Raw genomic sequence first — 20,014 nt, 5'->3', positions numbered from 1 at the left:
CTCAGACCATGCCGCCGTTGGGCTGGATGATTTGGCCGTGAATCCAAGAAGCTTTGTCAGAGGCCAAGAAGCACACCACCTCGGCAATTTCCTCGGGTGTGCCAATGCGATTGAACGGGCTGAGAGCGGCAGATCGTGCCTTGACCTCATCGGTTTTGCCCGCACGGAACAAATCGGTGTCGACCGGGCCAGGGGCCACGCCGTTGACCCGCACGCCACGCGGTGCGACTTCTTTGGCCATCGAGCGCAAGAGGCTTTCAACCGCTGCTTTGGTGGCGGTGTAAGGGCCACCGCCCGGAATACCCACGCGCACCATCGAGGTGGTCAGCGCCAAGATGCTGCCACCATCTTGCACATGACGCGCTGCGGCGCTGAGCACGTTGAAAGCGCCAACGATGTTGACCTCGACCAATTGGCGAAAGCTCTCGGGCTTGAATTGCGCCAAGGGACCGGGTGGCACATTGATCCCCGCATTGGCCAGCACACAGGTAGGGGCAGCGCCAAAGTCTTTTGCCACCGAGGCAAAGACTTGCTCCACTTGGGCCGCATCACAGATGTCCACCGCGTAGCCTTGGGTGCGTGAGCCACCGATGTGCTTGGCCACGTTGGGCGCGCTGCTGACGTAGGTATAGGCCACATCAAAGCCTTGTTCGGCAAACTGATGCACGCACGCCGCGCCAATGCCACGGGTGCCGCCAAAGACGAGGGCAATTTTTTGACTCATGAGAAATCCTTTGAACAATAAAAATCAGGGTTAGGCGATGTACGGTTTGCCGTAGATCGGTTCTTTGAAGGGGGTCGGTGGTAACTGCCAAGTGCCCGTGGAGGGTGGGCGCACTTCGGGATCCACGTGCACGTCAATGACGCAAGGACGTTTGTTCTTGAGCGCCATCTCCACCGCTGCGGCCAACTCTTGCGGGCGTGTGACGGTGTAGCCATCGGCACCACACGCGCGGGCCCAGGCGGCAAAGTCGGGGTTGTAGCGCTCGCCGGTTTGGCCATGGTAGAAAGCCGTGCCAATCTCGCGGCCATCGAACATGCCGTACTGGATGTCGCGAATGGCACCCCAGGCAAAGTTGTTCCACACAATCCACACCACCGGCAGGTTGTATTCGACGGCAGTGCACAAGACATACGGTGCCATCGTGAAGCCGCCGTCGCCGACCACCGCCACGCAGGGGCGGTCGGGCGCTGCAAGTTGTGCGCCCATCACACCGCACACGCCAAAGCCCATCGACGAATAGCCCCAGCTGTTGAGCATGCTCTGGGGCCGCTTGGCCTTCCAAAACTGCATGAACCAGTTGTGGTGCACGCCGGAGTCGAGCGACAAGATCACGTCATCGGGCAAGATTTTTTGCAAAGTGCCCACCACAAACTCTGGCCGCAAGGGGCTGGTCGAATCGGAGAAGTGCGGGCGAATGAACATCTCCCACTGGGCTTGCCAGCCTTGCACTTGCGCCAACCAAGGGGCGTAGCGCGCGGCTTGAATCTCGGGACGCTTGTCCAGCGCGGTGAGCAACTGCTGGGTGAAGACCTTGATGTCGGCGATCACGCCCAACGTGGGCGCGTAATTGCGGCCCAGCTCTTGCGGGTCGATGTCCACATGGAGCAATTTGGTTTTGGGGAAGTTCCACGAGTAGCCCACGTGCCAGCTCGATGAACTGCGGTCGTCAAAGCGGGTGCCCAAGGTGAGCACCAAATCGGCATGGCGGCCCGACTCGTTGGCGGGATAAGCACCGTTTCGGCCAATGAAGCCCAGCGCCAAAGGATGGTCGCCTGAAATGCAGCCCATGCCATTGGGCGAGGTGATAACGGGGATGCCCAAGCGTTCAGCCAAGGCGGTGATTTCGGGGCCGGCTTCTGACAGCGTGGCGCCATGGCCAATAAAGATCACCGGTTGATGCGCTTGCGCCAGCAAGTCGAGTGTGGCGGCCATGTCATGATCGCTTGCGCCGGGGCGGTGCATGCGGTGGATGTGCGAGCTCTCGGGCACGCTGACCTCGGCCTCTTCTTGGTACACGTTGTAGGGAATGTCCAAGTTCACAGGGCCGGGTCGGCCGGTGACCATGGTGTCCATCGCCTGACGCAAGGCCAGGGGCAACATGTCCACGCGGGTGGGCTGGAATGCCCGCTTGACCACCGGGCGCATGACTTGCGCAAAGTCGGCCTGGTTGTGTTTGTAGAGTTCTTGAAACGGCGCGCGGTTGTGCTGCGAGGTAGGCACATTGGAGGTGATGGCCAAAAAGGCCGACGAGTCCGACAAGGCCGTGGCCAAAGACATGACCATGTTGGCCGACCCCGGCCCGGTCGAGGTCAGGGTGACCACAGGCTTGTGCTTGACGCGGAAATACGCATCGGCCATGTGACCGGCGCACTGCTCATGCCGCGGCGACACCATCTTGAGCTTGTCACGCACGTCGTAGAGCGCATCCAAGATGCCCACGTTGCCATGGCCGCAAATGCCAAAGACATAAGGCACTTTCTCTTGTACCAAGTACTCGGCGATGAGCTCGCCCCCCTTCATTGTCGACATGATGTGCTTTCTGGATGAAATTAAGTGGTAATGGTCACAAGGCGCTCTTCGGTCATCTCGTGCACCGCATAGTGTGGCCCTTCCCGGCCAAAGCCGCTGTCTTTGGAGCCGCCGTAAGGCATCAAATCGACACGGGAACTCGAGGTTTCGTTGATATGAACCCCGCCGACTTCGAGTTGGTGCGCCGCTGCCAGGGCATCGGTCAAGCGGTTGGTGAACATGCCGGTAGCCAAGCCGTAAGGCGTGGCGTTCACGCGGGCGATCGCTTGTGCCAATGTATCAAACGGCATGACGCACATGACAGGACCAAAAATTTCGTTGCAACCGACCTTCATGTCGTCGCGCACGTGGGTCAGCAAGGTGGGCGGAATGACTGCCCCTTGGCGCGCGCCCCCGGCCAACAGCGTGGCACCGCTGGCCACTGCCTCTTGAATCCAAGCGTCGATGCGAATGGCTGCGTCTTCGCTGATCACAGGCCCCACAAAGGTGTTGGGGTCTTGTGGATCGCCAAAGCTCAAAGCTTGCACCATGCTGGCCAAGCGTTGTTCCACCTCTTGCACGCGCGAGCTGTGCACCAGCAGCAACTGCACCGAGGTGCACACTTGCCCCGCTTTGCGGTAGCTGGCATTGATCACCTTGGGCAAGGCCATGTCGAGGTCGGCGTCATCGCACACGATGGTGCAAGCGATCGACCCGAGCTCCATCTGAGTGCGCCGCAAGCCTGCAGCTTCTTGAATTTTTCGACCCACCTCGGTGCTGCCGGTGAAAGCAAAATAACGCACCCTGGCGTCGTCTTGCAGGTGTTTGACCACCGGGGCACTGCCATGCAAAACCGTCAAAAAACCTGTGGGCATGCCCGCGTCCAACAACAGCTGCGCAAACTTGCAAGCAATGTGCGGGGTTTGGGTCGAGGGCTTCAAAATCACCGCGTTGCCTGCTGCAAACGCTGGCCCCACCTTGTGCGCCACTGTATTGAGCGGGGCATTGAAAGGCGTGATGGCCGCCACCACGCCGAGGGGCACGCGCAAGGTGAAGCCAATGCGCCCTTTTTGATGTGGGGCGCCCATGAGCGGGATCATGTCGCCCGACAAGCGACGCGCCTCTTCACCAGAGAGCTTGAGGGTTTGGACGCACCGGCGAGCTTCGCCCGTGGCATCCGATTGCGTGAACCCGGCCTCGCGCTGCATGGTCTGTACGAAGTCGTCTATGCGCGCCTCCAGCAAAGCTGCTGCACGCTCGAGCACGGCACCGCGCTCATATGGCGTCAGGGGCCCTCGGCGAAACGCAGCTTCTGCGGTGTCGACCGCATGTCGCACTTGGGCTTCATCGGCCGTGTCCAGGGTTGACAAAGGTTGAAGCGTGAACTTGTTGCGCACGGTGACGCGCACGCCCGCACCGTCGACCCATTGACCTTGGATCAGGTGCTGTAAGTAGGTGACAGGGTCAGTCATCAACGCATCTCCTGCTCATCATCGGTGGGGGTGGTGACTACCAAGAACACCAAACCGTTGGTGCCGGTATTGGTGAAACTGTGGCGCACGCCCGGGGGCACATACACGTAGTCATGGGGACGCATGAGGTGTTTTTCGTCGTCGGTGGTCAATACGCCCTCGCCTTCGAGCACGTAATACACCTGCTCTTGAATTTTGTGAACATGCTCTTCGACAAAGGCGGCCGGCGCGTAGCGCGAAATGCGAAAGTCCATGCGGTGGGTGTCGGCATTGCCCGGGCCGACCAAGGCTTTGGACAAGGCCCCACCAAAGTGACCAGGAAATTGCTGCCAAGGGATGTTGGCCATTTTTTCAACCAAGGCGCGGGGTTTTGAAGAGGTCGTCATGGATGGGCTTTCAAAAAGAGGTATTGAGGAGGGGCGGCGCAGACAGATGCGGCTCAAAGCCACAAGATTTTTTTACGGTAGGTCAAGTCGGTCAGTAAGGGCTCGGCCGGGCCTTCGTGGAACACCTGCCCGCGCTCGAGTGCATAGACACGGTCGGCCAGGGCCAACACCAGGTCGAGGTTGTGCTCCACGATGACGATGGAGATGTGTTGACGCAACAAATCGAACACGGTGAACAGCTCTTGCACCACAGCAGGTGCCAAACCTTCAAAGGGCTCATCGAGCAACAACAAGCGCACATTGCCCGACAAAGCCCGCGCCACTGCCACCATTTGCTGTTCACCACCGGAGAGGTAATCGGCCGCCACATGCATGCGCGCCCGCAGACGGGGGAAGTATTGGAGGATTTGTTCCTCGTCCCATACCACGCCCGATTGCCCATCGGTGGCGCGCGCCAATCGACCCAGACTCAGGTTCTCAGCCACCGTCATGCCGGCAAACAGCCCCCGGCCTTGGGGCACATACCCGATGCCCATGCGGGCAATGTCAGGGGCCGACAGACCGGCGATGTTTTGCCCCGCAAACACCACTTGACCACTCTTGGGCGGGAGCAAACCAACCAAGGCCTTGAGCAAGGTGGATTTGCCCGCGCCATTGCGCCCGAGCAAAGCAACGATTTCGCCTTCGTGCACGCGCAAACTGGCATCGTTCAAGATGTGGCTCTTGCCATAAAACGCATTCACTTGGTCAAAGTCCAGCAGCAAAGTGGGTGCGGTGTGGACAGTCGCGCTTCTGCCGGTGACAGGCGGTGTGCCATGACCGGTGTAGATTTCCTGCACGCGTTGGTCGTTGCGCACAGCATCTGGGCTACCGCTCATCAACACTTCGCCTTGGTTCATCACCGTGACGCAGTGCGAAAAAGCCAGCACGCGGTCGATGTCGTGCTCAACGATCAAAACCGGAATATTGCTGGCGATGGTGGTGACCAAGTTCGACACCCGCTCGCGCTCGGCGGCGGCCAAGCCCGCCAGCGGTTCGTCCATCAACAGCACCTGTGGCTTGCAGCCCAGCGCAATGCCAAGATCGACCAAGCGTTGCCCACCGTAAGACAACTCGCCGCCTTCGACATGCTCCATGCCTTGCAGGCCCAGAAATTTCATCAACTCGGCGGTTTCTGCATGCACGTGTGGGTAGTCGTCGACATCACGCCATGCATTGAAGCGTCCCGCATGTTGGGCTTGCAGAGACAAGCGCAGGTTTTCGTAGATCGTCAGCCCCTTAAAAAGGTTGGTGATCTGGAACGAGCGGGCCAAGCCGCTTTGGCATATTTGATCGGGCGAGAGGTGCCCGATCGATTGACCATGCAACCGGACATGGCCGGTGTCGGAGGTGAACAAGCCCGAGACCAAATTGAAAGTCGTGGTCTTGCCGGCGCCGTTGGGGCCAATGAGGGCATGAATTTGTCCCGCCTCCACCACCAGCGAGGTGTCTTTGACCGCTTGAATGCCCCCAAATTGTTTGCTGATGTGGCTGGCCTCCAGCACGGCACCTTGGTGCGGGGCTGGCCGCAAGAAGTCGGGCAGTGGCAAACCCTCGTAAATTTTGCGCTTGCTCATGGCCGCTGAATCTTCAGCAGGCGGATGCCAGCGCCGTTGCAACTGCGCCCAAATGCCGACCAATCCGGTAGGCGAAAAAATGATGAAGCCGACAAAGATCAAGCCAAACCAAAGCAACCAGTTGTCGGTGTAAATCGAAAACAGTTCACGAAATAGCAAGAAGAACAAAGCGCCCAAGGCCGGGCCCAAAAAGCTGCGCATGCCACCGATGACCACCATCGCCAACAACTCGCCCGAAAACGCCACGGTGGTGGACTCGGCTGCAGCCAAACGATGCAAAAACACCATCAACGAACCGGCCAAACCGGTGATCGTGGCCGAGATCACGAATGCCAACAGTTTGTAGCGGTCAATTGCGTAGCCTTGGAATGTGGCGCGCTGCTCGTTTTCACGAAGCGCCACCAAGGTGTGCCCAAAAGGTGATCGCACCACGCGAAGCAAGGCAAACACCACAGCAAACGCAATGGCGGCTATGAAGATGTAGTAGTTGATGTGCTCGTCCAAGCTGAGCGGACCGATGCTGTTGCGCTCGATCCCGCCCAAACCACCCTCACCGCCGGTGAGGCTGGTCCAGCGAAACGAGATGGCAAAGGTCAAGGCACACAGGGCCAAGGTCATGAGCGAGAAGTAAACCCCCTTTCGACGCAACACCAACACACCGACCACCCACGCCAGCGCGGCGGTGAAGGCCACGCCAAAAAGCAAGGGCAGCAAGGTCTGCCCAGGCATCCAATGCCGCTGTGACAAGGCGGCCGCATAACCGCCAATGCCAAACCACGCACTGTGTCCAAACGACACCAAGCCGGTGTAGCCCACCAGCAGGTTCAAGCCCATCGCCGCCATGGCCAAGATGACCACCACGGTCGCGGCATCGGTGGTCAAGCCAATGGCTTGAAACACAATCGGCAAGAGCACCAAGCTCGCTGCGGCGATCCAAAGGGGTTGGTATTTCGAGTTCAAGGACATCCTGCTCATTCAAAACGCTCGATCCGCTCGCCCAGCAAACCACGGGGGCGCAGCATGAGCACCAAAAACATCAAGACATACATGGAGGCTTCGCTGGCCGCAGGCTGAAAGTGAATCGTGATGCCACGCACCACTCCCACCAACAAGGCCGACAAGACCACGCCCCAAAAACTACCCAGACCACCGATGATGACCACCACAAAAGCCACGGTCATGATCTCGGTGCCCATGGCGGGGTGAACGGTGGCAATGGGACCAAACAACACACCGCCCAAGGCAGCGGTGGCGACACCCAACACCACGATGGCCGTCATGTACGGTTGCAAGCGGATGCCCAACACCGCCACCATGTCCGGGCGTTGAACCCCCGCGCGCACTACGCGGCCAAAGGCGGTTTTATGCAGCAGCAACCAGATGCCGCACAGAATGACCACCACCACAGCGAGTATGAAAATGCGGTATTTGGAGAACATCATATCCCCCACCATCCAAGCACCTTTGAACTCCGCCGGCATCATGGACGACAAGGGCGCAGCGCCCCACAGCATGCGAATGAACTGCTCGACCACCATGGCCAAGCCAAAGGTCAGCAGCAAACTCAAAATCGGATCAGCGCTGTAAAAGCGTCGCAGCAAGTACCGCTCAAACGCAATGCCCAAGCACCCCACCAAGACGGGCGTGATGAAGATGCTGGCACCAAAACCCAGTTGCTTGATCACCTCGAGTGAGATGTAGGCACCCAGCGCATAAAAAGCGCCATGTGCCAGGTTCACGATGCCGCCAACACTGAAAATCAGTGATAGCCCCAAGGCCATCAACAGGTAGTAACCGCCCAAGACCAAGCCGTTGACCACTTGTTCGAGCAAAAAAACAATTTCCATGTCACTCCAAAGGAACCAAATGCCATGCTGACAGCGTCAGCATGGACAGATCGACACACGCAGGATCACATCTTGCAGGTGTTATCGGCCTTGTTGGTGGCCAGCAATTCCAGCGACTGATTGGGCGCGGGCACCGCATCGCCAAACTGCAAGAAGTCTTGCTTGTTCTTGGCTTGACCTTTGGGCTTGACCGTGAAGGGATAAGCCTCTTGCATCAACTGATGGTCCCACGAACGGAAGTAGCCTTTGCGCGCTTTGAGGATGTCAAACTCAGCGCCTGTCTCTAAGTAAGCGATCAGTTTTTCGCTGTCGGTGGACTTGGTGGCGTTCATGGCCTGCGCCATGATCTTGAGGGTGATGTACTCGATCCATGCGTGGTTTTCTGGGATGCGGCCAAAGCGCTTCTCGAAATTCGCCACAAAGGTTTTGGACGCAGGGGTTTGCAAATCGTGGTGCCACACGGTGGGCCAAATGCCACCCAAGTTGCCCTCGCCTGCCGCCCACGCATCCGCGGTGTTCAAGTTAAAGCCCACCACAGGGTAAGGCAAGCCGAACTCTGCGTACTGCTTGACGAAGTTGGTCACCTGGTTACCGGCCAAGTTGGACGCGATCAGGTCGGGCTTGGCTTGACGAATTTTCAGCAAGTAGGGGCTCAGGTCGGTGGCATCGGTGGGCACCAACTCGTCACCAATCAACGTGCCGCCGTTGTCGGTGAAGAATTTCTTCGCGACTTTGGTCAGGTCGTGTCCAAACAAGTAGTCGGCAGTCAAGCTGAAAATTTTCTTGCCTTTGACCATGTTGTCACGCACCAGGGCTTGACCCACGGCGTTGACCATGACGGTGACCGGAATGTCCACGTGGAAGGTGTAATGGTTGCAGTCTTTACCGCGCAACACGTCTGAGCGCGCGCCAATGCTAAAGAACAGTTTTTTGTTGCGCCCAGCGACTTGCGAAATCGTCAAGGCGGAGGCGGAAGAAATTTCACCCATCAACACCGACACGTTGTCGCGCTCGATCATGCGCTGGGCTTTGGTGGCGGCAACTTGAGGGTTCACCGAGTCTTCGGTCAGCACTTCCAACTTGCGGCCCATCACGCCACCGCTGGCGTTGATTTCGTCAGCGGCCATCTTGATGCCCTGCGCGGCGTACTCACCCAAGGCGCCCAGAAAACCCGTCATTGGGGTCAAGTGCCCCACTTTGATCGGTGCCGCCCCCTGCGCCCACAAGGGCATCGAGAAGGTCGCCGCACCGCCCAGCGCCAAACCGGTGGAGAGCAGTTGTCGACGTCCGGTCGATGCCACGTCTTGGGTCTGCCCTGGTTTCTTGGAAATGTCCATGAATGTCTCCTTGTAGTCATTGATCAAGCTAGCCGCTGCATACTAGGGAGCTTCTGACGGTTTGCAAAGTAGTGTTTTCCGTCACACGCTATAAGTTTTTCATATATATTCGCCCCACACGTGGAGAGCCTCGCCCTTGAATCTGAAACAACTGCAATATTTCGTTCGTATCGTCGAGTGTGGCAGCCTGGCCAAAGCATCGCGACAGCTCTACATTGCGCAACCGGCCCTGAGCCAACAGTTGTCCAAGCTGGAAGAAGAGGTAGGGAAAACACTGCTGATTCGATCGGCCAAAGGCGTTGTGCCCACGCCCAACGGTGCCGCCTTGCTGCAACACGCGCGCTTCATGCTGCGCCAACTCGAGCAAGCCTTGGTCATTGCGCGCCAAGAGCCGGGTTCGATCCAAGGCATGGTGTCAGTGGGCCTGGCCTCCACCACGCTGTGCGCACTGGGCGCACCCTTGATGCGTCGCATGCGCGACAAATACCCCGGCATCGTGCTCAACATCGTCGAGGGACTGAGCGGCCACATCGCGCAAATGATGCGCCTGACTCAACTCGATCTGGCAGTTCTGTTTGGTCGCGATGAGGCGCCCGACCTGCCCCACGAGGCCTTGCTGGAAGAAGACCTTTTCCTCATGCTGCCAGAGGACAGTGACTTGGTGGCCGCGCGCCGAAAAAGTGTGCGCTGCGACGAAATATCGCAACTGCCCTTGATACTGCCCACCGGCATCCACGGCTTGCGCCGACGCATTGCACATGAGTTTGAACAACGCAATTTGCAAATGAACGTGGTGGCCGAAATCGATTCGCTGTCGCTTTTGATGCTGTGCGTCAAAGAAGGCATGGGTGTGACCATCAAGCCGATGTCGGCCACCATGATGGAAGATCGCATGGCTCAGGGTCTGCGCTATTTGCCCATCTCCGATGCCAGGCTCAGGCGCCCCAATTTTCTCTACACCACCGATCATGAACGCCTGACACCGGCCACCATCGCGGTGCACAGCGAACTCAAAGCAACCATCCAACACCTGGTGCATACCGGGCAATGGAAAGGCGTTGAGTTGCTATCCCCTTGAACTTTGACCACAACACGGAGAACACCTGCATGAAACGCCCACTCTCTCACCTGCTGTCGTATTCACTCGCGCTTGGCAGTTTGCTGCTGGCTGGATGCAGCACCTCCTCAGGTTCGTTGTCGCTCAAAGACATGGGCTCCTTTCATGTGGGGGGACGTGAAGTGGAGCTGTCTGGCAAACCCATCAAAGAAGTGCTGTTCTCGCAAGGCGGTGTGCCCGCCAAGGTGGACCCGAACGGGGTGTACCAAGTCGAGCAGATGTATGTGCAGTACTTTGTGCCCGCCACCGAAAAAGGCAAGCTGCCTTTGTTGATGTGGCATGGCGGCGGCTTGAGCGGCGTGACCTATGAAACCACGCCCGACGGTCGCGAAGGCTGGCTCAACTACTTCATCCGCCAAGGCTGGACGGTGTACAACAGCGACGCGGTGGAGCGCGGCCGTTCAGGCTGGGCCATGTACCCGGAAATCACCCAAACCGACCCGGTGTTCTTGACCAAAGAAAACCCGTTTGAGCGGTTTCGCATCGGCAATGGCCCGGGCAGCTACAACCGCGACCCGGCCAAGATGAAGCCGCTGCCGGGCAACCAGTTCCCGACCGAGGGCTACGACAACTTCACCAAACAGGTGGTGCCACGCTGGACCAGCACCGACGAGCCAACCATTGCCGCCTACATCGCGCTGGTGGACAAGGTGTGTCCGTGTGTGGTGCTGGTGCACTCGCAAGGCGGCCCCTTTGGCTACAAGGTGGCGCAAGCGCGGCCCGACAAAGTCAAAGCGCTGGTGTTGGTGGAGCCCGCAGGCGTGGGCGACATCAGCCAAGCGGCCAAGCTCAAAGACATCCCCAGCTTGAGCATGTATGGCGACTACATTGCCAGCGATGCGCGTTGGCCCACCATCCGTGCCAACAACATCAAGTTCCATGACGCCATCCGCGCTGCTGGTGGCCAACCCGATTTGGTGAACTTGCCAGAAGTGGGCATCCGAGGCAACAGCCACATGATGATGATGGACCGCAACAACCAACAGATTGCGCAACTGATTCAGAAATGGCTGGCTGACAAAGGCTTTGTGCGCTGAGTGACGCATCGAATTGCTGCGCGCATGACGCAGCAGAGCGTCTGAACCGAGCCCTGACGGGCAGGGCACCGAAGTTCAGGCGCGAGAACGGCTCAATAGAAATCTTCTTGTGCTGCTGCTTGCCGAGCGTCCAAGCTCAACGGGCCAGCGCCCCAAGCCATCAGCCCAAGAAAACCGCCAGTGATGGCTATGTTTTTCAAAAACTGAATCGTTTGGCCGGCCACTTGCGCATCCGGCACGGCCCAAAAGTTGTGGAAGAAATAGGCTGTCAACACACAGTAAATGGCCAAGCCCAACGCAGCCCAATGGGTTCGCCACCCCACAATCAATGCTGCGGCACCGACCAGTTCGAGTGCAGCCGCAGCGGCAGCGCCAAGCTCTGGGAAAGGAAGTCCTTTAGAAAGGATGTAGGCCACAGAGTTATCAAAGCCCGTGACCTTGTTCAAGCCAGAGGCAATGAAAATGATCGCCAACAAAATGCGACTCAACAAACTCAACAGGGGCTGCATAGAAACGAACATCGTGGGATCCTCTCTGGATGAATGAATTTTCTGACAAGAGAATACCAATGATTTGTGGCGCAAACAGGCGAGAACCGTCAGCAATAACCCGACATCACGATGCAAGATTTGCGGCAGTGTTCAAACGCAGGGCACCGATTGCCAATCGGTGGTGTAACGGGGTGACTTGCGCTCTTGCTTCATTTGCCATGCGTGATGGGCCCCTTGTGTCGAGACCTTGACCGTGCCACGCCCGTAGCGTTGGTTGAGTCCATCCAAAGCATCCATCAAGCGCGTGTCGCGCGCAGGCGCGGGCTCTAGCCAGTCGGCCTGGGTGTGCCCTACGGGCGTGATCTGCCCGAGCATGATTCCCGCTTTTTTGTAGCCATAGCCTGGCTTGAACAAACGCCCCACCAAATGGTCGGCCCAGCGGTTGACCACCAGGCTGTCGTTGGTGGGCTGCGGCAATGGCACAGAGACCGATGGGTTGTATTGCGGCTGATCTTTTCTGAAACGGTTGGTGCACAAGAACACGTGAATCAACGCGGCATGGGCGCCTTGGGCACGCAACTTGACACACGCGTTGGCGACAAAGGTGCTCATGGCGTCTTTGAGTACCGCCACCTCGGTGACCGTTTGGCCAAACGATCGGCTGCTGATGATTTGCTGTTTGTCAGGCACCATCTCTTGCAAATCCAAGCACGCGGTGCCTTGAAGTTCGCGTTGTGTTTTTTCAAGGACCACGCCGAACTGCGCCCGCAGCGTGGGCGTGTGTGCGGCGCGTAAATCTTGCACCGAGTGAATGCCGTGCTCAGCCAAACGCGCAGCGATTTTTCGCCCCACGCCCCAGACCTCGCTCACGTCAATTTGTCCCAACAGCTTGTCTTGTTGCGCTGGCGTCAACTCGTTGTAATTGAAAACGCCCTTGGACCTGGGATGTTTCTTGGCAATGTGGTTGGCCAACTTGGCCAGTGTTTTGGTGGGGCCCAGGCCGACACACACCGGGATGCCAGTCCACGCCATGACACGCTCACGCATCTGGTAGCTGGTCTGCTTGAGTCGGGGGCTTCCACTGAGGTCGACAAAGCATTCGTCGATGGAGTACACCTCATGCCGGGCAGCGTAGTCGCTCAAGATCGACATCACCCGGTTGGACATGTCGGCGTACAAAGCGTAGTTGGAACTCAAGGCCAATATGCCATGTGCTTCAGCCAAGGCTTGGCATTCAAACCACGGTTGTCCCATGCGGATGCCCAAGTCTTTGGCTTCGTTGGAGCGTGACACGACACAGCCGTCGTTGTTGGACAGCACCACCATGGGCACGTGCTTCAGATCAGGACGAAAGACGCGCTCGCAACTGACATAAAAATTGTTGCAGTCCACCAATGCAAGCTGTGGTGTCATGGCGCATCCACCGTTTCAATTTGGACGGTTTGCAACATGATGGGTTTGACCAAAATTTTGTAACTGTCCAAGTCAAAATCGTGTGGCTTGCGCGCTTTGAGCGGAGTGGCTTGTCCCGCCCTTGAACACTGCGTTCCTAAATAACACCAGTTGTTCACACGGTGGCGTTGCACCCAATCGCCGGACGCTTCAACCACATCCACCGCACCTGCGAACGGCCATACCTCGACCTGCGAGTCCACCAAGGCGGACAACAGACGTTGGTCGTGCGTGTGGCGGTCTTCCTTGCCCACGCAAGCCCCTAAACAGCTTTTGATTTGCAGGCCAAAGCAACCACGTGTGGAAGTTTTTTCCAGCCCCAACAGCGCCATGCACAGCAGGTGCTGCTGGGCCAAGGCCTTGAGCTTTTCCTTCGCCGCATGGCTGGATGAGAACAGGCCATACAGCCCTGGGGTCGCGCCCAAGTTGACCACCTGGCTGTCGACAATTTCTGGCACATGGCCTGATTCTGTTGCCGTCAAGCGGATGGCGCACAGCGTTCTCAAGCGCCGCAGACGTTGGTTGAACAAGGGGCTTTGTTCTTTGATCATGCGCGACTCGAGCAACAACGCACCGATCTCTCCGGCGGTTTCGACAAAATCAATGCGCCGCGTTTGCGCCACCATGCTGACTTCGTCAGGCGCTCGCAAATGGCTCATCACCCGGCTGCGAATGTCCACGCTCTTGCCGATGTACAGCGGCAGCGTGCCCTCGCCTTTGAAAATGTAGACGCCGGGTGTGCGCGGCAGCGCGGCTAAACAGTCAGGGGCAATTGGGTGCCCAGCATGGGTTGCGTCGGCCATCGCTCAGCACAGCTTGTGAATGTTGTTGGTCACCACACCCCAGACCACGAAGTCATCTTCTTCTTTGATGAGGCGTGACGGATAGATCGGGTTTTCCGCCACAAGTTTGACCACGCCCCCTCGGCGGTACAGGCGCTTGACGGTGAACTCGTTGTTGAGTTGGGCCACCACGATGTGGTTGTGCTTGGGGTCCATGCTGCGATCGACCAACAAAGCATCGCCCTCGTAGATGCCAACCCCCGTCATGGAATCGCCCTTGACTTTGAAGATGTAGGTGGCCGCCTTGTTGCGGATCAACTGCTTGTTGAGATCGATCCGTTCTTCGGTGTGATCGGCTGCGGGTGAAGGAAAACCGGCAGGCACCAACCAGCCACAAACGTCTAGCCACAGTGGGCTTGAATCAACAGGGATGGGGGCGGCGTGAGAGGAATTTGACGTGGCTTGCATGGAATTGATGATACTGTTTAAATCAACAGCACCAACAAACCATGTCAATCAATCCCAATAATTGTCATTCACGATTTCTGCGAACTGGCGACACACTCTGGCAGCCAACACTTTGGGCGCCGTTTCTGTTTTGACCGTGCCTTTGCCCACAGGGCCTTCGTAGTGGTAAGAGGAATAAGACAAACCATCCACGTCCATCTTGTACGAATCCAAACGGTAGGTTTCACCATTCGAACAACGCCCAGAGAACACAAAAGTATTCTCATCGTTGCCCAACTGAAGTGGCTGTGCACGCGCTTTATTGGCCGAACCCACTGCGCTTTGCGCGACGGCGAGATGGATGATCAAGCAGGCGAATATCAAAAGGCCTGAACGCATGAGACTTGGTGTGTACATATTCAGTGAAGCTTGGTTTTTCCAGACCCTCATGCTAGAGAGCAAGGACGCCAACGCCAATCGTCAATACGACCTAGAACCAATGTCTCATCAAAATCTTTGAGGTTTGCCATACGTGCGTCATTGACATGCAAACCAAGCGACTCGAACCCTCGAACGAAGTGCCACCGTGTAAGATCATTCGAGTCCATGGACAGTGCTATCGCTGACTTTTTTTATCCAGTTCACCTGCCTTGCTTGGCTCGACCATTTCTCTGATCGGATCCTTCTTTGGAACTTCAATCTTTCTCAAAAAAGAATACGGCCATCACTTATCTGGTGACCGCTGGACTGATCTTATTGTTCTCACTCTGGACGTTCATCTCGTACAGATCCAATCAGGACAAAGAGTTGGTGTTGAAACAATCGATTGCCAATTTACAAAACATTGCCATCAGCTTCAAAGAACATTCCCAAGCGACGATACGCAATTCAGACGAGGCACTTCGCATCATCAAGTTCCACTACGAGACAAGAGGCGCCAAGGACTTCAACTTGCTCAATGAGTACTTTGAAAAAAATGTGATCGATGTGAGCTTTTTTAACCAAGCCGGCATCATCAACAAAGATGGGATTTATGAGTTTTCTAACCTGCAAAACCATAAAAAGATCGACCTCTCGGACAGGGAGCATTACCGTGTTCAAAAAGAAGCGTATCCCTACGGCGTATATGTCAGCAAACCCGTTTTAGGACGTGCCAGCAAGAAATGGTCGATACAACTGACCAAGCGACTGAATACCCCCAATGGCGACTTCAACGGTGTCGCGGTGGTCTCGTTCGACCCAACCTACTTTGTCGACTATCACAAGCAAATAGATTTGGGCCCACAGAGCTTCACATCCCTGGTGGGGACCGATGGCTTCGTGAGGACCTTAAGGGTCGGCGATGTTTCAAAAATTGATGGCTCGGTGCCACAAATCGTGCTGCCGAAATTAGTTCAAGACAAAGAGTCAGGGTATTTTGTATCGGATGACTTGTTTGACCACGTCAAACGCATTTATGCGTTTGAACGGCTCACGAATCAACCGCTCGCTGTGGTGGTGGGGATTCAAGAGTCTGAGGCACTCGCAGAGTACGACAGGTTGGTGCGGTCGTATGTGACATTGGCCGGTTTGCTGTCCATTTTGATCGTCGCGTTCACGTCGATCGCCATCGTGATGATTCGCCGTGCGCAAAGACTTAACTCAGAACTGCTGCAAAGCTATACAGACATGAAAGGCGCGAAGCAAAGTGAGTTTGAAATGTCTCAGCGCCTCACGCAGTCCGAAAAATTAGCCGCATTGGGTCAATTGGCAGCAGGCGTCGCACATGAGATCAACAACCCCATCGGCTATGTGAATTCAAATTTAGGCACCTTACGGCAGTACTTCAGCATCTGCGAAAAAATCATCTCGAAATATGAAAGCCTCGTTGCCTCAGCAAGTTTTTCACCCATTGCCGATCAAGACAGCCCTGATTTACTTAAGAAAAAACTCAACTACGCGTTTGTCAAAGAAGACATCTATGCAACCCTCCATGAAAGCCAAGAGGGCATCGTTCGAGTCAAGAACATCGTCGATGATTTGAAAAACTTTTCTCGCTCAGACAACACCAACTTATTTGTTCGCAGTGATTTGCACAAAGCCATTTTGTCGACGCTCAACATCGTCAACAACGAAGTTAAATACCGCGCAGATGTTGACATTCAATTTGGCGACATACCCGAGGTTGAATGCCTGCCCTCGCAGCTGAACCAAGTCTTTCTTAATCTGATCGTCAACGCAGCACAAGCCCAACCACAAGGTCAACGCGGGAAAATCGTCATCAGCACCGGTACCGTCAACGACAAAGTGTGGATCGAGGTCTCTGACAATGGCGCCGGCATTGCCAAAGAAAATTTGAACAAGATATTTGAGCCATTCTTCACCACGAAAACGCTTGGATCGGGCACGGGCTTGGGGTTGGCTGTGTCCTACGGAATCGTGCAAAGACACGGCGGCACGCTGACCGTTTCAAGCACGTTGGGGGTTGGCACACGCTTTCGCATCGAAATACCTATTCGGCATGTTCAGTCTTCTGAGGAGAAATAATTGAAAGATTCAAATACACAATTTGAAGAGCCATTGCACGAATTTGATGCTTCTGATTTTCGAATTCTGTGCGTAGACGATGAGCCCAATATTTTGTCGTCTTTGCGGCGGATGTTCACCTTGGCCGGGTTTTCAGTTGAAATCGCCAACAGCGGTGCTGAGGCCCTCAAGATGTTGTCCAACCAAGAGTTTCACTTGGTGCTGTCAGACATGCTCATGCCTGAAATGAATGGCGCTGAGCTGTTGATGAAGGTGCGCGCTCAGCACCCCAACATCATGCGTTTGATGCTGACTGGAACCATTGAACTCACGGACGCCATATCAGCGGTGACCCAAGGCGATGTCCACACATGCCTCACCAAACCTTGGAACGATGAAGAAGTCATCTCCGCAGTCAGAGCCGCACTGACGACTGCTTGCTGATCGATCTGCGCGGTGGTGTTTATCGCTGTCTGAAATATAAAAAACTGCTGGCACTCAAAAAAATAAGGCCGTGCAGCAACAGCAGGTACGTCAGCCAATGGATCAGGCCTTCAGCGACCCAGCTTTGGCCCACATTGATCATGTTGTTGTAGAAGTGGAAAAATAAAATCCCCAAGGCGAAATTACCGCCCCTTCCCACCCGCGCATTGGGACTGGTCAAGGCCAAGGCCATCAGCAAATAATTCAAAGGGGCGATAAAGATACTCAGTCGCCAAAAAAACTCCGCCCGGTGTACCAGATTGGGCGAGGTGATGAGTTCATCCGTTGGAATAGCACGCGTGTTGACAGTTTTCTCGATCACATGATTCGATTGAACCACCGAGCCGTACAGCTTGAACTCAGTGATTTTGAGATCACCGTCGGACGCCGACTCTTCGACACGTTGACCGTTCTCAAGCATCAAGTAATCATCGCCCTCTTTGCGGTCAAGAAACCCCAACTGAGCCGACGTCATGATCTGCTTGTCATGCTCATTGGACAAGATGAAAATATTTTTAGACTTGCTGCCTTCCGTATTTTTGTCGACAAAGTACACGCGACTTCCATTGGCTGACTCTTGAAATATGCCAGGCTCCACACGCGCCAAATCATTGCGCTTGCTGAATCTGGTTTTCATTTCATCGGTGTGATAGTTCACCCAAGGCCAGGCAATGGTGACTAAGAAAAAAACAATGACGATGAACGGCCAAGCAAACGCAAACAACTGCTTCACCAAATCAAAGAAGTTTTTGCCGCTCATTTGCCAAATCACCATCTCACCATCCATGTACATGCGATAGACCGTCGCCACGACGCATATGTACAAACTCAGCGAAATGATCGTTGGGAGTTGGCCAATGAAGTTAAACGCCATGATGTAGCCCACTTCGATGGGGTTCACTTGACCAATGGACGCCTGTCCCAATGTGCGGATCAAAATGGTGGTCAACACAATGGTGCCCAGCACCAACAAGGTTGGACTGAAGCTTCGCGCCAGTTCCGATCGGGTGGAGGTCTCGTATAACTTCACATGGGCCTCTCTTTATGGATTCAACCACCACAGTTGAAACACCAAGGCATCTGCTGGCATCTGGTCTGCCCGTATTTCGCGAATCCAAGTCGCCTTTGGAAAAGCCTGTAAGACGTCATCACGCGAAGCTTTGGTGACCAGCAACACAGTCTCTGTGGTGTCGGATTTCAACGGGAAATGTTGTTCAAAATGATTTTCTGGCGCTGGATCGCGCTGCCAACCGAGCACCTGACCGGGCCGCAAAACCAAGCTCATCTGAGTTTGCGCCAATACGGCCCTGTCCTCTGAAGCAATACGCCATGCGGGCCTGGGCAAATTTCCCGCCAACTCTTGTGCCACCTGTTCGTTGATCTTGGGCCAATTTCGCAATGCCCAAAATGGATCGGAGGCTGCCGTGCCGTGCAAGTGAAAAGGTGTGGCCACCAGCGCCTGGTAGTGATACAAAACGACGGCAAAAAGAAGATTGAACCCAACAGCGAGGCTCAGCCATATTTTTCGAGATGAGGCCGACATGTGACTCACGGCCAGCAAACAGACACCCAAATAGGCCGGCGCGGCCCAATTGGCATAGGCGCGTGTCATCAAGGCCTGCCCACAGATCACCCACAAAATAGGAACAGCGGCAGACAGGCTGAACCAAGTTTGAGCGCTTGGCGCCGATTTGGCGTAGCGAAAAGCCGCCAGCAAGAAGAAGAACACCAGGAATGGATTGCCGATCAAGACTTGCTGCGCCAGAAAACTGGCCAATGAGTCCCAATACAAGCCAAAGCTCTTGGCCCCATGGGTGATGTTGGCGGTGTGCTGGAATGTGGGCATTTGATGGGTCAAGTTCCACACCACATTCGGTGAAAAAACGACCACCGCAACCAGCAAAGCCAAATATGGCCCCCAAGTTTTCCAATGACTGCGCCACTGTGGGTGCAACAAAATCAGCAAGGCGCTGATGCCAAATACAACCATGGTGTATTTGGCCAGCATGCCCAAGCCAAACGCCAGTCCAAGCATTGGCCAAGCCCAAAAACGACCCTGCAGGGCAAGCCACAAACACAGCATCGCGGTTGACCACATCAACAACAAGAAAGTATCTGTGGTGGCGGCGATGCCATAAAAAGAAGACAGCGGAATCGTGACAAACAAAAAGGCCACCAGACAAGCTGATTTGAGCGACTCGCCCATGCGCCAAGCAAGAACACCCAACACGAGACTGGTGAGTGGAAATCCGATCAATGCCGTCGAGCGAATGCATGCAATGGATTCGCCGCACACCATTCTTGCGCCACCGATGGCCCAAGCGATCAAAGGCGGCTTGGTCCAATAGCCCCAATCCGGACTTTTTGACCATGCCACGTAGTAGGCCTCATCGACCGACAGCGGCAGATTGGACGCGATGTCAAAACGCCAAGCGGCGATCAACACCAGCCCAATACAGAGCAGCCAGACGGGTAACAGGCCAGACGCTGTGGGCTCTTTGAAATTTGGGTTCAATGCCATGGGTATATT

18 protein-coding genes are annotated in these 20,014 nt (G+C 55.8%); 4 read left to right on the top strand and 14 right to left on the bottom strand.

Annotated elements, in window-relative coordinates; translation table 11 throughout:
• Window position 1: 1 nt before the first annotated feature.
• The 7 genes from ACKWJN_RS04665 to ACKWJN_RS04635 form a co-directional block, all read right to left on the bottom strand.
• The gene (locus ACKWJN_RS04665) at window positions 2-724 is read right to left on the bottom strand and encodes an SDR family NAD(P)-dependent oxidoreductase (protein WP_408594961.1); all 723 of its coding nucleotides are present in this window, start codon (window positions 722-724) and stop codon (window positions 2-4) included.
• Window positions 725-754: 30 nt separating this feature from the next.
• Complete coding sequence (locus tag ACKWJN_RS04660) at window positions 755-2,533, bottom strand: thiamine pyrophosphate-binding protein (protein ID WP_408594960.1); 1,779 nt, start codon at window positions 2,531-2,533, stop codon at window positions 755-757.
• Between the two features lie 20 nt (window positions 2,534-2,553).
• The gene (locus ACKWJN_RS04655; RefSeq protein ID WP_408594959.1) at window positions 2,554-3,984 is read right to left on the bottom strand and encodes an aldehyde dehydrogenase family protein; all 1,431 of its coding nucleotides are present in this window, start codon (window positions 3,982-3,984) and stop codon (window positions 2,554-2,556) included.
• Window positions 3,984-4,370: a cupin domain-containing protein gene (locus tag ACKWJN_RS04650; protein ID WP_408594958.1), complete on the bottom strand. Its 387-nt coding sequence runs from the start codon at window positions 4,368-4,370 to the stop codon at window positions 3,984-3,986. The genes ACKWJN_RS04655 and ACKWJN_RS04650 overlap by 1 nt, the downstream gene beginning before the upstream one ends.
• A 53-nt stretch (window positions 4,371-4,423) precedes the next feature.
• A complete protein-coding gene (locus ACKWJN_RS04645; protein ID WP_408594957.1) occupies window positions 4,424-6,952 on the bottom strand; it encodes an ATP-binding cassette domain-containing protein in 2,529 nt (842 codons plus the stop codon).
• 5 nt (window positions 6,953-6,957) lie between these two features.
• A complete protein-coding gene (locus ACKWJN_RS04640; protein WP_408594956.1) occupies window positions 6,958-7,833 on the bottom strand; it encodes a branched-chain amino acid ABC transporter permease in 876 nt (291 codons plus the stop codon).
• Window positions 7,834-7,898: 65 nt separating this feature from the next.
• Complete coding sequence (locus ACKWJN_RS04635; protein WP_408594955.1) at window positions 7,899-9,170, bottom strand: ABC transporter substrate-binding protein; 1,272 nt, start codon at window positions 9,168-9,170, stop codon at window positions 7,899-7,901.
• A gap of 136 nt (window positions 9,171-9,306) precedes the next feature.
• On the opposite strand from ACKWJN_RS04635, the gene ACKWJN_RS04630 reads away from it, so the two are divergent.
• Window positions 9,307-10,248 (top strand): LysR substrate-binding domain-containing protein, encoded by a 942-nt coding sequence (locus ACKWJN_RS04630; protein ID WP_408594953.1) that lies wholly within the window; start codon window positions 9,307-9,309, stop codon window positions 10,246-10,248.
• A gap of 29 nt (window positions 10,249-10,277) precedes the next feature.
• Complete coding sequence (locus ACKWJN_RS04625) at window positions 10,278-11,324, top strand: esterase (protein WP_408594952.1); 1,047 nt, start codon at window positions 10,278-10,280, stop codon at window positions 11,322-11,324.
• Window positions 11,325-11,416: 92 nt separating this feature from the next.
• Here ACKWJN_RS04625 and ACKWJN_RS04620 read toward each other — a convergent pair whose 3' ends face one another.
• From ACKWJN_RS04620 to ACKWJN_RS04600, 5 genes are all read right to left on the bottom strand, one after another.
• Window positions 11,417-11,845 (bottom strand): DoxX family protein, encoded by a 429-nt coding sequence (locus tag ACKWJN_RS04620; RefSeq protein WP_408594951.1) that lies wholly within the window; start codon window positions 11,843-11,845, stop codon window positions 11,417-11,419.
• A 120-nt stretch (window positions 11,846-11,965) separates the two neighbouring features.
• Entirely contained in the window at window positions 11,966-13,228 is a 1,263-nt protein-coding gene (locus ACKWJN_RS04615) for a Y-family DNA polymerase (protein ID WP_408594950.1), read from the bottom strand.
• On the bottom strand, window positions 13,225-14,070 hold the full coding sequence (locus tag ACKWJN_RS04610; RefSeq protein WP_408594949.1) for an endonuclease: 846 nt from the start codon (window positions 14,068-14,070) through the stop codon (window positions 13,225-13,227). Before ACKWJN_RS04610 ends, ACKWJN_RS04615 begins: the two co-directional genes overlap by 4 nt.
• Window positions 14,071-14,073: 3 nt before the next feature.
• A complete protein-coding gene (locus tag ACKWJN_RS04605) occupies window positions 14,074-14,517 on the bottom strand; it encodes a LexA family protein (RefSeq protein ID WP_408594947.1) in 444 nt (147 codons plus the stop codon).
• 48 nt (window positions 14,518-14,565) lie between these two features.
• Window positions 14,566-14,865 (bottom strand): hypothetical protein, encoded by a 300-nt coding sequence (locus ACKWJN_RS04600; RefSeq protein WP_408594946.1) that lies wholly within the window; start codon window positions 14,863-14,865, stop codon window positions 14,566-14,568.
• Between the two features lie 318 nt (window positions 14,866-15,183).
• On the opposite strand from ACKWJN_RS04600, the gene ACKWJN_RS04595 reads away from it, so the two are divergent.
• Together ACKWJN_RS04595 and ACKWJN_RS04590 are read left to right on the top strand one after the other, a co-directional pair.
• Window positions 15,184-17,022 carry an ATP-binding protein gene (locus ACKWJN_RS04595; RefSeq protein WP_408594945.1) on the top strand — a complete coding sequence of 613 codons (1,839 nt, stop codon included), beginning with the start codon at window positions 15,184-15,186 and terminating at the stop codon, window positions 17,020-17,022.
• Window positions 17,023-17,445, top strand: coding sequence for a response regulator (locus ACKWJN_RS04590; RefSeq protein ID WP_408594944.1), 423 nt, complete (start codon window positions 17,023-17,025; stop codon window positions 17,443-17,445).
• A gap of 19 nt (window positions 17,446-17,464) precedes the next feature.
• Here ACKWJN_RS04590 and lptF read toward each other — a convergent pair whose 3' ends face one another.
• Together lptF and ACKWJN_RS04580 are read right to left on the bottom strand one after the other, a co-directional pair.
• Complete coding sequence (gene lptF, locus ACKWJN_RS04585; protein ID WP_408594943.1) at window positions 17,465-18,514, bottom strand: LPS export ABC transporter permease LptF; 1,050 nt, start codon at window positions 18,512-18,514, stop codon at window positions 17,465-17,467.
• 12 nt (window positions 18,515-18,526) lie between these two features.
• Window positions 18,527-20,005, bottom strand: coding sequence for an ArnT family glycosyltransferase (locus ACKWJN_RS04580; protein ID WP_408594942.1), 1,479 nt, complete (start codon window positions 20,003-20,005; stop codon window positions 18,527-18,529).
• Between the last annotated feature and the right edge of the window lie 9 nt (window positions 20,006-20,014).

It is taken from the genome of Limnohabitans sp., from assembly GCF_046052825.1.
GTDB lineage: Bacteria > Pseudomonadota > Gammaproteobacteria > Burkholderiales > Burkholderiaceae_C > Limnohabitans.
Note: the sequence above shows the minus strand (reverse complement) of the source record. Positions and strands in the feature narration are given on the sequence as shown.

Coding starts and splice junctions, on each gene's coding strand:
- ACKWJN_RS04580 (WP_408594942.1), bottom strand. CDS start 20,005: ATGGCATTGAACCCAAATTTCAAAGAGCCCACAGCGTCTGGCCTGTTA.
- ACKWJN_RS04665 (WP_408594961.1), bottom strand. CDS start 724: ATGAGTCAAAAAATTGCCCTCGTCTTTGGCGGCACCCGTGGCATTGGC.
- ACKWJN_RS04660 (WP_408594960.1), bottom strand. CDS start 2,533: ATGTCGACAATGAAGGGGGGCGAGCTCATCGCCGAGTACTTGGTACAA.
- ACKWJN_RS04615 (WP_408594950.1), bottom strand. CDS start 13,228: ATGACACCACAGCTTGCATTGGTGGACTGCAACAATTTTTATGTCAGT.
- ACKWJN_RS04640 (WP_408594956.1), bottom strand. CDS start 7,833: ATGGAAATTGTTTTTTTGCTCGAACAAGTGGTCAACGGCTTGGTCTTG.
- ACKWJN_RS04650 (WP_408594958.1), bottom strand. CDS start 4,370: ATGACGACCTCTTCAAAACCCCGCGCCTTGGTTGAAAAAATGGCCAAC.
- ACKWJN_RS04620 (WP_408594951.1), bottom strand. CDS start 11,845: ATGTTCGTTTCTATGCAGCCCCTGTTGAGTTTGTTGAGTCGCATTTTG.
- ACKWJN_RS04655 (WP_408594959.1), bottom strand. CDS start 3,984: ATGACTGACCCTGTCACCTACTTACAGCACCTGATCCAAGGTCAATGG.
- ACKWJN_RS04625 (WP_408594952.1), top strand. CDS start 10,278: ATGAAACGCCCACTCTCTCACCTGCTGTCGTATTCACTCGCGCTTGGC.
- ACKWJN_RS04610 (WP_408594949.1), bottom strand. CDS start 14,070: ATGGCCGACGCAACCCATGCTGGGCACCCAATTGCCCCTGACTGTTTA.
- ACKWJN_RS04645 (WP_408594957.1), bottom strand. CDS start 6,952: ATGTCCTTGAACTCGAAATACCAACCCCTTTGGATCGCCGCAGCGAGC.
- ACKWJN_RS04605 (WP_408594947.1), bottom strand. CDS start 14,517: ATGCAAGCCACGTCAAATTCCTCTCACGCCGCCCCCATCCCTGTTGAT.
- ACKWJN_RS04635 (WP_408594955.1), bottom strand. CDS start 9,170: ATGGACATTTCCAAGAAACCAGGGCAGACCCAAGACGTGGCATCGACC.